Source organism: Ensifer sp. EB106-05-01-XG146 (genome assembly GCF_058791875.1).
Genome location: NZ_JBYTDX010000002.1, coordinates 1,456,798 through 1,472,162, shown reverse-complemented (window position 1 = coordinate 1,472,162; position 15,365 = coordinate 1,456,798). Strand labels below are relative to the sequence as shown.

The window sequence follows — 15,365 nt, the reverse complement described above, 5'->3', positions numbered from 1 at the left end:
CTAATAGATATAGGGTATAATTCGCTTCGTCCTGTCCATGTAAGCGCGATATTCGGGCCCGAAGAATTCCAGCATCAGGCGCTCCTCCTTGCTTACACGCAGGAAGAAAAGCACAGCGAAGCCAAGGACACCCACGAGGCCAGCCACCCAGTTCGACAGCAGAAACAGCTGGCCAACGCCCATGAGCAGGAAACTGGTGTACATCGGATGGCGCACGAGGGCGTAAGGGCCCCCGCAGATCAACTGATGTTTTTCGCGAATTTCCAGCGAGATCGACCAGTTTCGGCCGAGTTCCTTGTGGGTGCGGCGGAACGTCCATAGAGCCAAGGCGAAGATGACGCCGCCAAGACCCACCGACCATGGGCGCCCCGTATAGTCGGCGAAAGCGGGGATTCCCGTTGCAACATACAATCCGGGCAAAATCGCAAGGCCCGCCAACGCAGCGGCCAGACCGATCGTATCGCTCGCCGAGCGACGACTGCTCATCACCCGCACGCGCTTTGCCCGGCGCTCAAAGGGATAACGGATAACGTACCAGGCAATGATGCCTATGACCCAGACGATTTCGCCAATGGAAGCGACAGACATGTTCACGTTGTTTCACTCAAGCTCTTTTGCTGCAGGGTTCGATCACCGAAGCGGCAAGCGTAGGTGAGACTGCCACGCGCCGCCTCGACCTGACAAGGTACCGAAACGTCGACGGCCAGCCGATACCCATAATCAGCAGCCAAGGGGGGTGATGGCAGCCGATGATGGCGCAAGCGGTCCTTGTTGACCGTTCGGAGGGGTGCGCGAGTTCTTTCAGCCTATCCGCCGTTCATCTCGCGTAGTCTCGTGATGAACTGCTGGGGCCTGAGCCAGATGCCTGGTGTCTTGTAGCCCATGGAGCGGGCGATGTCGGCGACGAAAGCGTTGCAGTTGTAGATTGACGCCTGCCAGAAGCGGGCTTCGGACTTGAGCTTTCGGATCTTGGCAACGACGTCGCGATACTCCGCTTCCGTCAACATGACGCGCCAGCTCGCGGACCTGTACTGTTCCTCCAGATCACCGTCACTGGCGCCAGTTTCGGCCGGCACCGGCAAAACGTGACCAATTACATAGGGAGCGGTATCGTTTGTCGCTGGGGCAAGCCCCGCAACTTCTGGATTGACCATTGCTCCAGACTTGCTGAGCCGGCCAAAAATTACGTAGGAGTGACCGTAACTGAGGGCATAACGAGAGCGGAACTCAATGAAATAGCCCTGATCGCGCTGTTGTGACGTTGTGCCCGCGTAGCTTGAGACGAATCGCGGCTGAGGGCCCTTGTCCTGCGATTGACACGCCGTAACCGCGATTGCGGCCAGGACGGCGAACGAAATACGACCTCGTGAACGAGTCATTTCTGCGCGATGTCTCCCAAATTCTGATCAGGCTGCGAAGGTGCGACTGGTGGATTTCGATTCGCGCCGCGAAATGTGGCCAAGCCGGCCACGGTCAGACAGGGCGGGAAGGACTGTGAGGTCCTCCCCGAACTAAGGTCAGTGACTATTTGTAAACGGGCGCTGGTTCTTCAGCCACAGGAGGCGGCGCCTTGCCTTTGCCTTTACCGATTGTTCCGCAAGCGGCGAGGCTGGCCACGGAAAGCAACGCAACTGTCACGATTAGAATTCGGCTCATCAATATTTCCTTTCCTCTGTTGTCGGAATGGTTATTCGAAGGCTACATTCATAGTATTACCGGCAATTCGAGATTCGTCCTAGTGCAGAAATAACACGCTCGTTGGTCGGTTTATCGTTACCGAAGTTTAAATAATCCATCAAAGCGTGCTGGGCCCTACTCCAATGTCAAACTCAGATAGAGTACGGCTTCAAATGATCAATACCGAAGTTCCAATCGGTGTCCGCGCGTATAGGTCGACGATGTCCTCGTTGGTGAGGCGGATGCAGCCGTTGGAAACGGCTTGCCCTATTGTCCAGGGCGCATTCGTACCGTGGAGGCGGAACTTGGTGTCCTGTCCATTGCGATAAAGGTATAGAGCCGACGCCCCGAGCGGGTTGTGAGGGCCGCCTGTAACGCCACCGGCGTATTGCGCCAATTCCGGCTTGCGTCGGATCATGCTTGCCGTCGGTGTCCATGTCGGCCATTCCGCCTTTCGACCGACAACTGCCCGCCCCTTGAGGGTCAGGCCTTCTTCTCCGACGCCGATTCCGTAGCGCATCGCCCATCCACCACTTTCGATCGAGTAGAGGTAGCGTTGCGACGTGTCGACAAGGATCGTTCCGGCCGGCTCGTTGCCGTCATATCGGACGTGCCGTTTTCGGTAACGACGATCAACGCCCGGGGTGCCGCCGTATAGGGACGGAAAGGAGACGCCTTGCCAAGTTGAACTGCATCCCGTCAACAAGCCAAGGCTGCCGATTAACAGGAGTCTCCGTGTAATGCGGTGATTGTCCATCTTTACCTGCTGAGAAAAATGGTACGCCCCGAATCTTTCTAGCATTACAATATTGCCTGGCCAAGTTCCAATGAATCAAGTGAGGCTTGCAAGCAGATAATCAGATGACGCTTAATATTTTTTCTGCGTCCCAGGGGATGAACGAAAAGGATTGTATATCTGGAACGAGAGGATGGGTGTGATGCATGGATTGGATTAAAATTTGCTGCGATTCTTGTGTGTAGTTGCATCAGCCAGGTTGGAAGATCGGGGCCTGATGTGCGCCCATGAAATGACTTGCGATGTCGTGCACGCTCGACGGGTCGAAACATGTAAATTAGGAATGGCAGCATGAATTTAGGCTTCGCTGGCAAGGTAGCGCTCGTGACTGGCGCGGGTTCGGGAATTGGCGCAGCCGTATGTCGGCAACTCGCTGCCGAGGGGGCAGAAGTGGTGGCTGCCGACGTCGACGCTGAGGGCGCGCGCAACATCGTTGCGGAGCTTCGCGCGAAGGGGGGCGCAGCCCACGACGTTGCCGTCGATGTTGCTGACGCTGCCGCCGTGGAAAAGCTGGTTGCCTTCGCTGTTAAGACCTGCGGCGGTCTGCATCTGGCGGTCAACAATGCCGGCGTCGATGGGGTCCGCAAGGCGACCGCCGACTATCCAGTTGATGGCTGGCACGCATTGATGAATGTGAACCTGCACGGCGTCTTCTATTGTATGAAGTACGAGATCGCGGCCATGGTCGCTCAGGGCGGGGGTGCCATCGTCAATACCTCTTCCATTCTGGGCGCTGTCGCTCTGCCGGCCGCAGCCGCCTACACGGCCGCCAAGCATGCAGTGGTTGGGCTGACGAAGGCTGCTGCAATCGAATATGCCCGAACGGGAATTCGTATCAATGCCGTGGCGCCTGGTTGGATCGACACGCCGCTCTCGGCGGAAAATGCTGACGTGGCAAAAAACAGGCGCATGATGTCTCTGCAGCCGATGGGTCGTCTCGGTACGCCGGATGAGGTTGCTGCCCTGATCTGTTTCCTGTTGTCCGAGAAGGCGAGTTTCATCACCGGGAGCGTTCATCTCGTCGATGGCGCCTACACCGCTCACTAACGGGCGGCGTATTCACTTTTTAGATCACCTCCCTATGGTTCTGGGCACGTAGATGCGCGCGTCCGGTATCGCGCTGCGGCTTGTTGCGACGCGAAAATAAAAACGTTTTTATTTTCCTTGAAAACGTTTTTATTGGCTGTTACCTCTATGTTCAGGAGAGGTCGAGGCCTGGGAGGGTGCATGGCGACTGAGATGCACAGGGCGCGGCGCACGCCGACGCCGACGATCAAGACCCTGGCCGAGATGACGGGCTATTCCATCGCAACGATCTCGAAGGCCTTGCGCGAATCCCCGGTGGTCGCGCCGGCGACAAGAGACATCATTTACAAGGCAGCCCGTGAGGTCGGCTATCAGGCCAACGCCCGCGGCATGGCGCTTCGCACCGGCAAGAGCTTTCAGGCCGCCGTGCTGATGCCGGTGACTGCGGCACGCGACTATGAATGGGACGGCGTCGAATACACCCAGACCCTCAGCGGCATCAGCCAGGCACTCGATGGCACCGACTACCGCATGTCGGTGCACGTGATCCGCGACGCGGCCGATGGCGCGGACGCGGCGCGCCGCATCGTCGATCAGGGGCTTGCCGATGGCCTGATCTTCTCCGGTATTCTCGCCGATGACCCGCGCATCGATCTGCTCGTCGCTGAGGATTTCCCGTTCGTCTCGATGGGGCGCTGCCGCGGGGATCTCAACTATGCCCATGTCGACATCGACAACGAATGGGCAGCGCATGCGGCGACCGCGCGGCTGATCGCCGGCGGCCACCGGCGGATCGCGCTCGTCAATCCGGAGCGGCGGCTTTCCTACGCGCTCGACAGGATCGACGGTTTCGTCCGGGCGTTTCGCGAGGCCGGCCTGGAAGCCCCGATGGATCTGATTGCCGAAGGCGACCTCTCGACCCATTTCGGCCGGCAGACGGTGATCGATTTCCTGCAGCTCGACGACGCTCCGACCGCCTTCGTCTGCATCAACGAATCCACCACGCTCGGCGTGCTCTCGGGGCTCGGCAGCCTCGGACGCCAGGTCGGCGTCGATGTTGACGTCATCGCCTATGACGACATCAACGTCAGCGCCTATTTCACGCCGCCGATCACGACTTTCTATCAGCCGATCGAGGTGCTCGGTCGCACGCTCGGGCAATTCCTGCTGCGCCGCATGGAGGGGGAGGACCCTGACGCGTTGCGGCAGGTCTTCAGGCCGACACTGATCGCGCGCCAGCCCGATAATCTCGGCGGCCGCCTGATCCAAAGTTAATCATCCAAGGAGGAGATCCATGAAGAAACTGATGATTGCCCTGGCCGTAGCAGCCCTTGCTTCGAGCGTGTCCCATGCCGCCGACCTCGGCGGCAAACTGCTGAAGGTCGGATCCGACACGACCTCGCCGCCGATGGAGAGCATCGATCCGGCAACCGGACAAGTGGTCGGTTTCGATGTCGACGTGGTCAATGCCGTCTGCGCCAAGATCAACTGCCAGGCCGAATTCATCACGACCGGCTGGGATGGCATCTTCGCAGCACTTGACCAGGGCAGCTTCGACCTCGTCGCCTCCGGCGTCTCGATCACTGAGGAACGCAAGAAGGCGATGGATTTTTCCGATCCCTACATCGTCAACAGCCAGGCTGTGCTCATGCGCGCTGACGACCAGGGCATCACGCTCGACGCGTTCAAGAATGCCGGCAGAAAGCTTTCCGCCCAGGCAAACACGACGGACGCCCAAGTCGCCGAAAGCGTCGTCGGCAAGGAGAACGTCGCTGCTTACGACACGTTCAGCGCCGCGATCATCGCGCTCAAGAATAAGGACGTCGACGGCGTCGTCATCAACGGCGCCAATGCCGCTGCCTATGAGCGCGAGTTTGCCGGCGAGCTCGTCGTTGCCATCAAGGACCTCGAATCTGACCCGCTCGGCCTCGTCTTCCGCAAGGGCGATGAGAATGTTGCGGCTTTCAACGAAGGCCTGAAGATGATCAAGGACGACGGCACGCTCGACCAGCTGATCAGCAAATACTGGGGCCTTAAGTAAGCCCAGAGTGCCGATCGGGCCCGGAGCATGCTCCGGGTCCTCCGTCTGTCTAATCTATGCCCCCGGAGGAATGAATGTCGTTCCTGAGAAGCGTGCGTCCGAGCAATCTGATCATCCTGACCGCGCTGCCCTTCATCATCTATCTGTTTATTTCCTCCGGCGACTATCAGCGCTCGCTGCGGGCGATCCTCGGTGTCGAAAACGGTTCGTCGGCCTTCGTGCCTGGCTTTCTGGCGCTGGCGATCGCATTTACTTCGGGCATCGCGGTGCTCGTATTCTCGCGCGCCAAGGCGCCGCGTCCGCGCCTCGCCAATGTGGCGGCGCTGCTCAATCTCGCTGCCGCCGCCGTTCTCGTTATCGGCCACAGTATCCATCCCTTCATCGCGTCCGTCGTCGCCAATGGCGTCGATCCGTTCAAGTCGACATTGATCGCAAAGGGCGTGACGCCGCGGCAATTGACCGAGGCTGCGGATCTCATGGTGCAGGGCGTCGAGGCCTGGCTGTTTCCCGCCTATCTGGGGGTCACGCTGATTGGTCTTGGTCTTCATTTCTGGAGCAGACGTCCCGATGCTCCTCCTGACGGAAGGTCGCGCCGCATCGCGCGCTGGATCATCGGCCTCGTCAACGGTGCGGGTCTCGTCTTCATCTTCTTCTTCGCCCATATCGCCTTTGCGGCCGGTGTGGCGACCACCATCCGCGCGGCGATCGCAGCTTATATCCTGGCGGCGCTCATGGGCCTTGTCTGGGTTGGGCTGTTGCAACTGCACTCAACCGTCAGGACCAGCCTCTATTTTGCGATCGCCACCCTGGTGCTGGCGGTTGCGGCCGGCTGGTTCCTCATGCAGCCGCGCGACACCTACGTGCTCGCCGGCACGCTGGACGGCAAGGTCGGCATCATCACCAATACGCCGGCGGGGCTCATCAGCGCCGTGCGTTTCGGTCAGTATGACGGCGCGCCGCAGACGGAAACGCCGGTCCGCACCTTCGTCGGCCCGACCGAGGCGCTGGCGTCGATCGCCAAGGGCGAGGGCGTTTCCGGGGCCTTGCTGCCGGCTGCCTCCGCTCCGGCAGACATGCCGGTCCTGTGGAAGACCGAGGCGCTCAACGACCGCGACCGTGCCGCCGGTGTCACCGTCGCCGTGCTTGCGATCATCCTTGGCCTTCTCACTTTCGGCGGCTATCTGCACCAGCGCCATCCTCTGGCGATCGGCTCGGAGTTCATCGTCGATACGATCCGCGGCATTCCGATGCTGGTGATCGTGCTTTATGTCGGCCTGCCCTTGAGCGGGGCGTTGAAGGACGCGACGCAAGGGGTGCTCGACCCGCCAAACCTGATGCGCGGCATCGTCGCGATGGCACTCGCCTATTCGGCCTATCTCGCCGAAATCTTCCGCTCGGGCATCAATGCGATCCCGGTCGGCCAGGTCGAAGCGGCGCGCAGCATCGGCCTCAACCGTTGGCAGACGGCGCGTCTCGTCGTGCTGCCGCAGGCTTTCCGCATCATCATCCCGCCGCTTGGCAACGAACTGATCGCGATCCTCAAGGACACGTCGCTGCTGTCGATCCTGTCGATCCGCGACATCACCCAGCGCATGCGGGAGTTCCAGTCGGCAAGCTTCCTGCCGTTCGCGCCCTATAACTCGGCGGCGATCTTCTACATCTTCCTGACGTTGGCGGCGGCCAGCCTCGTCAACATGATCGAGCGGAAATATGACATCAAGCACCGCTAAATCTCGCACGGTGCTGATATCAGGTACCTCCCGCGGCCTCGGCTCGGAACTCGCGCGGCTTTACGCCGAAGACGGCTGGCGGGTGATCGCCTGCCAGCGGGGACCGGTCGCGAGCGAAGGTTCGGCGGATCGGTTGGTGCTGGACGTTGCCGATCCCGCATCGATCGAGGCTCTCGGTCAGTCGCTGCAAGGCGTCGCGATCGATCTGCTGATCAACAATGCGGCCGTGCGCGGCGATACCGGCGGCCTCGCGACGCTTGAACCGGGCGAGTTTCTCGATGTTATGCGCGTCAATGCGCTGGCGCCGCTGCTGGTGACGCGGGCGCTCCTTGCGAACCTGCGCGCCGGCGAACATCGCGTCGTCGCCAATATCAGCAGCCGCGCCGGCTCCCTTGCCGAAGGCACGCTCGACGATGATGACGGCGACTATGCCTATCGCTGCTCCAAGGCGGCCCTGAACATGGCGACGGTCAAGCTGGCGCAGGATCTGAAGGGCGACGGGATTTCCGTCGTCTCGCTGCATCCTGGTTGGGTGCAGACGGATATGGGCGGCAGCGAAGCCGTCGTTTCGGTGGCGACAAGTGCTGCCGGGCTGAAGGCGATCATCGACGGCACAGGTTTGGCCGATAGCGGCAGTTTCCGCGCCTATGACGGGCGCCGGGTTTCGTGGTGACAGGACAGTGAAATGGCAGACAGAGATTTGAGAACCGAGCAGGAATTGGCAACGATCCGGATCTGGCTCATTGAGACCTACGGCATCGAGGCAAGCCTCTCGCCGCTGCAGGGCGAGCACGATCTCAACTATCGTGTCTCGGCTGCCGATGGCCAGGAGTATCTGTTGAAGCTGCACGCTGCCGGCGATGCGGACGAACTCGAGATGCAGATTGCGGTGCTCGAACACATCGCCGCCAAGGATTCGGGGCTGCCGATCTCACGGACGTTTTGCGATCGCTCGGGTGGCGTCACCAGCAAGATCGAACTTCGAGGCTCGCGCACCGCACGGCTGCTCGCCTGGCTGCCCGGCGATATCTGGGCGAAGGCGCCGCTTCGCCACATGGCGAGCGCCGAAAGCCTCGGGCGCCTGCTCGCCGGTCTTGACCGCGGCCTCGAAGATTTCTCCCATGCGGGCGCCAAGCGGCTCTATGCCTGGGACATCGGCCGCGCCGACATGCACGCTTGCCATGTGGAACTGATCGACGGCGCCGACAAGCGGGGAGCGGTTCAGGCGATCCTCGAGCACTTTTCTTCGACGGTCCTTCCGCGTCTTGCCTCCTGCCCGAAGCAGGTCATTCACAACGACGCCAACGACTACAACGTGCTGCTCGACAAGGATGGCGTTGTCAGCGGCTTGCTCGACTTCGGTGATATGGTCGAGACCTGGCGCGTGATCGAGATCGCCGTCGCCTCTGCCTATGCGCTGATCGGGTCTCCCGATCCGGTCGGCACGGTTGCAGCCCTTGCCGGCGCCTACCATCAGGTCAATCTGCTAAGCGAGGCGGAAGTCGACCTGGTCTTCGATCTGGTCACGACCCGCTACGCCGTCAGCATGTGCATGGCGGCAAAGCAGATCCGCGACAATCCTGAGAATACCTATCTGCTCGTCAGCCAGGAGGATGTCTGGCGCGAACTCAATCGCCTGCAGGGCGAAAACCGCGCAATCGCCATCGCGCGCATCCGCGACGCCTGCGGCTTTGCGCCGATCCCGCATGCCGCTGCCGTGGTTCGCTGGCTCGAAAAGAACGCGCATGACTTCGCGCCGATCGTTCGGCCCTCGGTCAAAAAACCGAAGGTGATGGTGTTCGATTTCTCCGCCGCCGGCCCGGAGGCCGCGCGATGGTCAAGCCTCGATGCGGCGGAAGCTGAAGCCCGTATTGCGGGAAAGATCGGCAGCGAAGGCGCCGCCTTCGGCATCGGCCTCTACGGCGAGGATCGCGGGATCTACCAGAGCGACGCCTATGAGACGGCGATCGAAGGCGCGCGGCGCTCGGTGCATCTCGGCGTCGACATCTTCGCACCGGCGGGCGAGCCGGTCTCGGCACCCTTCGCCGGCAAGGTCGCCTATATACACGACGACGCGGTTGCCTTTGGTTTCGGTCCGACCGTACTTCTCGAGCACGAGGTCGAAGGCGGTCTGCGCTTCTGGACGCTCTACGGTCATCTTTCGCGCAACAGCGTTGCCAAGCTCGCCAAGGGGCAGGCGATCGCCAGGGGCGAGGTTTTTGCCGCCTTCGGTTCCGCTGACGAAAACGGCAACTGGGCGCCGCATCTGCATTTCCAGATCGTCACCGATCATCTCGGTCTCGCCGGACAGATGCATGGCGTCGGCGTGCGCGATCAATGGCAGGTCTGGCGCGAAGTGAGCCCGGACCCGAGCGTCGTGCTTGGCCTTTCGGTGCCGGTCTCTGTGATCGTCCCGCGCGACAAGGCCTTTCTTGTGCGTGAACGCCATCGTCGGATTGGTCGGTCGCTGAGCATCGCCTATAGCGCGACACCCTTGAATATCGTCGGTGGCGAAGGCGCGTATCTGATCGACGAGGACGGCACGCGCTGGCTCGACATGGTCAACAATGTCTGCCACGTCGGCCATTGCCACCCGCGCGTCGTCAAGGCCGCACAGACGCAGATGCAGCGGCTGAACACCAATTCGCGCTACCTGCACGATTCGCTGGTCGAATATTCCCGCAGGCTCGCCGCTCAGTTTCCGGATCCGCTCAACGTCTGCTTCTTCGTCAATTCCGGCAGCGAGGCGAACGACCTCGCGATCCGGCTGGCGCGCGCCTATACCGGCAATCGCGACATCATCACCGTCGACCACGCCTATCACGGCCACCTGTCGAGCCTGATCGACGTCAGCCCCTACAAGTTCGCCGGCAAGGGCGGGGAAGGGCAGGCGTTGCATGTGAAGGTCGCCGAGATGCCGGACCTTTATCGCGGGCGCTATCGCTATGGTGACGCGGATGCGGGCCGGAAATATGCCGAGGATGTGCGCAACCAGGTTGCGGCTCTTGCTGCCGATGGTCGCCGCCCGGCGCTGTTCTTCAGCGAAGGCATTCTTGGGACCGGTGGGCAATTGTCGCTTCCGGAAAGGTATCTGCGCGAAGCCTATGCGCATGTGCGCGCCGCCGGCGGCCTCTGCCTCGCCGACGAGGTGCAGGTGGGCTTCGGCCGCGTGGGTAGCCACATGTGGGCGCATGAACTCCAGGGCGTCGTGCCTGACATCGTCACCATGGGCAAGCCAATAGGCAACGGCCACCCGATGGCGGCCGTCGTCACGACCGAAGCGATCGCCGCCTCCTTTGCCAACGGCATGGAGTATTTCAACACCTTCGGCGGCAATCCGGTCTCCGCCGAGATCGGCCTTGCCGTGCTCGATGTCATCCGCGACGAGCGGCTAATGAACCATTGCCGCGTCGTCGGTGACAGGCTGATGGACGGGGCGCGGACGCTCGCCGGCAAACACGCGATCATCGGTGATGTCAGAGGCCACGGCCTCTTCAACGGCATCGAACTGGTGCGCAACCGCGAGACGCTGGAGCCGGCAGCGCGCGAGCTTGATTTCGTCATTGCCGAGATGAAGCGCAAGCACCGCATTCTCTTGAGCAGCGAGGGACCGCACCACAATGTGCTGAAGGTGAAGCCGCCGGCGCCCTTCAGCGCCGAGGATTGCGACCGCTTCCTCGATGCGCTGGACGATACGCTTCAGCGTCTAAGCGTCTGAGACAAAAGACCAAAAACGGCCGCCTCCGGGCGGCCGTTTTGTCATTGCTCTCTGCTCTCAACAGCAAAATCGGATCGATGCGATTTTCCGCTTTACAAGAAAGTTAAACGTTTTTATCGTGCATATAAACGTTTAACTTGGTGCTGCAACTCGGCCGTTGGCCGCAGCAGTGCTCCGCCGGCAGGGAGGGCCCGTTGGCAGCGATCCGCATCGACAATTTGCGCAAAGGCTTTGGTTCGCTCGAAGTCTTGAAGGGTATCAACCTCGATATCGCCGACGGCGAGTTCGTCTGCTTCCTCGGTCCGTCCGGCTGCGGCAAGAGCACGCTGCTGCGCTCGATCGCCGGCCTCGAGGATCTCGACGGCGGCTCGATCCATCTCGGCGATCGCGATATCACCGACGTCGCTTCGGCCAAGCGCGACATCGCCATGGTCTTCCAGAACTACGCGCTTTATCCGCACATGAACGTGCGCAAGAACCTGTCCTTCGGTCTGGCGCTGAACGGCATGAAACGCGACGAGATCGACCGCCGCGTCGAGAGCGCTGCCGACATCCTGCGCATCAAGGAACTGCTGGCCCGCAAGCCGCGCCAGCTTTCCGGCGGCCAGCGCCAGCGGGTGGCGATCGGCCGCGCGATCGTGCGTGAGCCAAAGCTCTTCCTGCTCGACGAGCCGCTGTCGAACCTCGACGCGGGCCTGCGCGTCACCATGCGCGTCGAACTTGCGGCGCTGCATGAACGTCTCGGCGTGACGATGATCTATGTGACCCACGACCAGGTGGAAGCGATGACGCTGTCCGATCGTGTCGTTGTGCTCGACAAGGGCAAGGTCAGCCAGTTCGGTACGCCGCTCGAACTCTTCTATCAGCCGGCCAACCTGTTCGTCGCCGGCTTCATCGGCTCGCCGCGCATGAACTTCGTGACCACCGAAGTGACGTCGCAGGTCGATACGGCGGTGACGCTCAACGGCGGTGGTCTCGCCCATCCGCTCACGCTCGAAATGCTCTCGGCCGCACCGGTCGCCAAGCCCAAGTCGGTGACGCTCGGCATTCGCCCGGACAAGATCGAGCTGGTTTCGGCCGAGGAGGGTCACCTCGTCGGCGACGTGCGCCTCGTCGAGCGGCTCGGCACGGAAAGCCACGTCCATATCAGCCTTCAGAATGGTGGCGACATGACCGCGGTCGTGCGCGGCACGCATCCGGTTTCCGCCCGCGAGCGCGTGCATCTGCGTCTGCCGGCCGAGCATTGCCATCTGTTCGACGGCGATGGCCAGGCGGTTGCCCGACGTCTCGATGGCGAGACGCAGGCGCTCATCAATCAGGAAAAGGCAAAGCGGGTCGCGTAACCCGAAGGAGGAGGAGAAACATGCTCAACAGGAAGTCGATCATCGGCTCGCTGATGGTTCTGGCGATCGCCGGAACCGCCACGGCTCGCGCAGAAGAGACCTTGCGTTTTGCGACCTGGGATACGGACGAAAGCCTGGCGATCCAGCAGGAAATCGCCAAGAAGTTCGAGGAAAAGCATCCAGGCGTGAAGGTTCAGGTCGAACCCTACGCCGATGGCTACGATCAGAAGCTGATCGCCGCCTTCGGTGCCGGCAACCCGCCTGATGTCATGTATATGTGGAACTTCCCGCAATACTACACGTCGCTGAAGCCGCTCGACGATCTGATCGCCAAGGATGCGGCCGAGATCAAGCCGGACGATTTCCCGAAGGGCCTGATGAACACGGTTCGTGTCGAGGGCAAGACCTACGGCATGCCGTCGGGCTTCACCACCCAGGTGGTGTTCTACAACAAGGACATGTTCGCCAGGGCCGGCGTCGAGGAACCGAAGGACGGCTGGACCTGGGACGACCTGCGCGCCAAGGCTGCCAAGTTCCGCGACGAGCCAAACAAGGTCTATGGCTTTGCCGTCGACGCCAAGCCCGACCCTTATGATTTCGAGCAGTTCCTCTGGTCGAACGGCACCAAGTACATTTCCGACGATGGCAAAAAGATCGACGGCTACATGAACAGCGACGCCGCCGCCCAAGTCCTCGACATGTTCGGCGACATGGCCAAGAAGCAGGAAGCGATCACGCTGAACCTCGGCGACGACACGTCGGGCAGCACGCTGTTCAAGGGCGGCAAGATCGCGATGTTCCAGAGCGCCATGTGGTCGAAGTCCGGCATCGATGCATCCGGCATCAAGTATGGCGTAGCACCACTGCCGAAGTTCGGCGACAAGACCGCCCACTCGGCGCTCGGCGTTTCGGCGATCTCGATCGCCAAGGATGCGGCCCATCCGGACCTCGCCTGGGAATTCGTCAAGTTCTTCTCCTCGCCGGAAGCGGTTGCCATGCGCATCAACGACCTGCCGGTGCGCACCAGCGTTGCGGAAGAAAAGGGCATGACCAAGGACCCGATCTACAAGCCGTTCTTCGACATTCTCGCGACCTCCAACACCGAAACCCATGCGTTCCTGAAGAACGCCAACTGGGGCAAGGTCCAGGACAATCTCGCTCGCGCCATCGAGGCGACGATGATCGACCAGGGCAATGCCAAGCAGCATCTCGACGAGGCGGTTGCCCGCTCGAAGCGGCTGATCAAGTAAGACAAGGGAGCCCGGGGAGATGGACATGACCTATGCAACAGCCGCAGTGCCGGCCGCGGCCAAGCGCAAGCGCTCGGCCTTCGCCCGCCACATCGCGGCCTATCTGTTCATTTCCCCGTGGATCCTCGGGTTTCTGTTCTTCACGCTTGGCCCGCTCGTCTTCTCGTTGACAATGAGCTTCTACGACTGGCCCGTCGTCGGTGAACGCACGTTCGTCGGGCTCGAAAACTATCGTTCCATGCTGTTCGAGGATCCGCAGTTCTGGGAAAGCCTCTGGATTACCGTCAAGTTTGCGGCAATCTATGTGCCGTTCAACATCGTCATGTCGTTCCTGCTGGCGCTGATGTTGCATAACATTACCTTCGCCAGCGGCTTCTTCCGCACCGCCTTCTACCTGCCGAGCGTCATTTCCGGCGTCGCGCTGGTGACGATCTGGAGCTGGATCTACAGCCGGGAATACGGGCTTTTGAACTTCATGCTCTCCTTCGTCGGCATCGACGGGCCGAACTGGCTCGGCGATCCGAACCTGGCGATCGTCGCCATCATCATCGCCAGCCTCTGGGGGCTCGGCGGCACGATGCTGATCCTCTTGACGGGCCTGAAAGCCATCCCGAAGGAGCTCTACGAGGCCGCAACCGTTTCGGGCGTTCCCGGCTGGGCGCAGATGGTCTTCATCACCCTGCCGATGCTCGGGCCGATGCTGCTCTTCACCTTCATCACCTCGATCATCTCGGCCTTCCAGCAGCTGACGATCGCGCTGCTTCTGACCAAGGGCGGACCGCTCGGCTCCACCTATTTCTTCGCCATGTACATCTACGACAACGCCTTCAAGTATTTCGACATGGGCTATGCCGCCGCCGGCTCCTGGGTGATGTTCATCATCGTGCTCCTGCTCAGCCTCGGCGTCATGCGCTGGTCGGCTGCCTGGGTCTATTACGAAGGCGAAGTCCGCCAGAACGATGGAGAGCACAATGCGTAAGACGCTGCTCTATTCCGCGCTCATCCTGCTCTCGGCGCTGTTCATCGCGCCGTTCTACTGGACCTTCATGACGGCGATGAAAAGCTCCGCCGAGCTCTACCAGTTCCCGCCAGTCTTCTGGCCGTCGGAATGGCACTGGGAGAACTTTGCCGCCGCCTGGAACAAGCAGCCCTTCGGCACCTACCTCACCAATTCGGTGATCGTCGTGGTGCTGTCGACGATCGGCCAGCTGATCTCGTCGTCGCTGGTTGCCTATGGCTTTGCCCGCTTCCGCTTCCCCGGCCGCGACCCGCTGTTCATCCTGCTGCTCGCCACCATGATGATCCCGTGGGACGTGAAGATGATCCCGCTCTACATGGAGTTCAACCTGCTCGGCTGGATCAACACGCTGAAGCCCTTGATCGTGCCCGCCTATTTCGCCGATGCTTTCTTCGTCTTCCTTTTGCGCCAGTACATCATGACTGTGCCCATGGAGATCGACGAGGCGGCCCGCATGGATGGCGCCAACGCTTTCGACATCTACTGGCGCATCCATCTGCCGCTGATGATGCCGGCCCTGGTGCTGGTCGGCACCTTCCACTTCATGAATGCCTGGAACGACTATCTCGGCCCGTTGATCTTCCTCAACGACCAGTCGAAATACACCCTCACGCTCGGCCTCTCCATGTTCAAGGGCCTGCACGAGGTGGACGTGACCTCGATCGCCGCGATCACGGTCATCCTCTGCCTGCCGCCGCTCGCCCTCTTCTTCGTCGCCCAGCGCTACATCATGGATGGCGCAGTCGGCTCGTCGGTGAAGGGATAA

General features: G+C 61.2%; 14 protein-coding genes. 10 read left to right on the top strand and 4 right to left on the bottom strand.

Going from position 1 to position 15,365, the window contains the following annotated elements; translation table 11 throughout:
- The 4 genes from AC3WVQ_RS26875 to AC3WVQ_RS26860 all read right to left on the bottom strand — a co-directional run bounded on the left by AC3WVQ_RS26875 (nucleotide 1) and on the right by AC3WVQ_RS26860 (nucleotide 2,434).
- Nucleotides 1-588: a protein-S-isoprenylcysteine O-methyltransferase gene (locus AC3WVQ_RS26875; protein ID WP_034805804.1), complete on the bottom strand. Its 588-nt coding sequence runs from the start codon at nucleotides 586-588 to the stop codon at nucleotides 1-3.
- A gap of 218 nt (nucleotides 589-806) precedes the next feature.
- Nucleotides 807-1,379: a hypothetical protein gene (locus AC3WVQ_RS26870; protein ID WP_060581005.1), complete on the bottom strand. Its 573-nt coding sequence runs from the start codon at nucleotides 1,377-1,379 to the stop codon at nucleotides 807-809.
- A 145-nt stretch (nucleotides 1,380-1,524) separates the two neighbouring features.
- On the bottom strand, nucleotides 1,525-1,656 hold the full coding sequence (locus tag AC3WVQ_RS26865) for an ABC transporter (protein ID WP_077963089.1): 132 nt from the start codon (nucleotides 1,654-1,656) through the stop codon (nucleotides 1,525-1,527).
- A gap of 190 nt (nucleotides 1,657-1,846) precedes the next feature.
- Nucleotides 1,847-2,434, bottom strand: a complete 588-nt coding sequence (locus tag AC3WVQ_RS26860; RefSeq protein ID WP_060581016.1) for a L,D-transpeptidase — start codon at nucleotides 2,432-2,434, stop codon at nucleotides 1,847-1,849.
- Nucleotides 2,435-2,764: 330 nt separating this feature from the next.
- Between AC3WVQ_RS26860 and AC3WVQ_RS26855 the strand changes: the two genes are divergently transcribed.
- The 10 genes from AC3WVQ_RS26855 (at nucleotide 2,765) to AC3WVQ_RS26810 (ending at nucleotide 15,365) form a co-directional block, all read left to right on the top strand.
- Nucleotides 2,765-3,520, top strand: coding sequence for an SDR family NAD(P)-dependent oxidoreductase (locus AC3WVQ_RS26855; protein ID WP_060581004.1), 756 nt, complete (start codon nucleotides 2,765-2,767; stop codon nucleotides 3,518-3,520).
- 180 nt (nucleotides 3,521-3,700) lie between these two features.
- Nucleotides 3,701-4,774 (top strand): LacI family DNA-binding transcriptional regulator, encoded by a 1,074-nt coding sequence (locus tag AC3WVQ_RS26850; RefSeq protein ID WP_034805813.1) that lies wholly within the window; start codon nucleotides 3,701-3,703, stop codon nucleotides 4,772-4,774.
- A 19-nt stretch (nucleotides 4,775-4,793) separates the two neighbouring features.
- Nucleotides 4,794-5,540: a transporter substrate-binding domain-containing protein gene (locus AC3WVQ_RS26845; RefSeq protein WP_034805816.1), complete on the top strand. Its 747-nt coding sequence runs from the start codon at nucleotides 4,794-4,796 to the stop codon at nucleotides 5,538-5,540.
- Nucleotides 5,541-5,614: 74 nt separating this feature from the next.
- Complete coding sequence (locus tag AC3WVQ_RS26840; protein ID WP_060530453.1) at nucleotides 5,615-7,270, top strand: amino acid ABC transporter permease; 1,656 nt, start codon at nucleotides 5,615-5,617, stop codon at nucleotides 7,268-7,270.
- Nucleotides 7,271-7,280: 10 nt separating this feature from the next.
- Nucleotides 7,281-7,943 carry an SDR family oxidoreductase gene (locus AC3WVQ_RS26835; protein ID WP_060522034.1) on the top strand — a complete coding sequence of 221 codons (663 nt, stop codon included), beginning with the start codon at nucleotides 7,281-7,283 and terminating at the stop codon, nucleotides 7,941-7,943.
- Between the two features lie 12 nt (nucleotides 7,944-7,955).
- Complete coding sequence (locus tag AC3WVQ_RS26830; RefSeq protein ID WP_492383243.1) at nucleotides 7,956-10,988, top strand: aminotransferase class III-fold pyridoxal phosphate-dependent enzyme; 3,033 nt, start codon at nucleotides 7,956-7,958, stop codon at nucleotides 10,986-10,988.
- Between the two features lie 194 nt (nucleotides 10,989-11,182).
- On the top strand, nucleotides 11,183-12,331 hold the full coding sequence (locus AC3WVQ_RS26825; protein ID WP_060522036.1) for an ABC transporter ATP-binding protein: 1,149 nt from the start codon (nucleotides 11,183-11,185) through the stop codon (nucleotides 12,329-12,331).
- 20 nt (nucleotides 12,332-12,351) lie between these two features.
- Nucleotides 12,352-13,581, top strand: coding sequence for an ABC transporter substrate-binding protein (locus AC3WVQ_RS26820; RefSeq protein WP_060581002.1), 1,230 nt, complete (start codon nucleotides 12,352-12,354; stop codon nucleotides 13,579-13,581).
- Between the two features lie 25 nt (nucleotides 13,582-13,606).
- The gene (locus AC3WVQ_RS26815) at nucleotides 13,607-14,560 is read left to right on the top strand and encodes a carbohydrate ABC transporter permease (RefSeq protein ID WP_234798784.1); all 954 of its coding nucleotides are present in this window, start codon (nucleotides 13,607-13,609) and stop codon (nucleotides 14,558-14,560) included.
- Entirely contained in the window at nucleotides 14,553-15,365 is an 813-nt protein-coding gene (locus tag AC3WVQ_RS26810) for a carbohydrate ABC transporter permease (RefSeq protein ID WP_492383242.1), read from the top strand. Before AC3WVQ_RS26815 ends, AC3WVQ_RS26810 begins: the two co-directional genes overlap by 8 nt.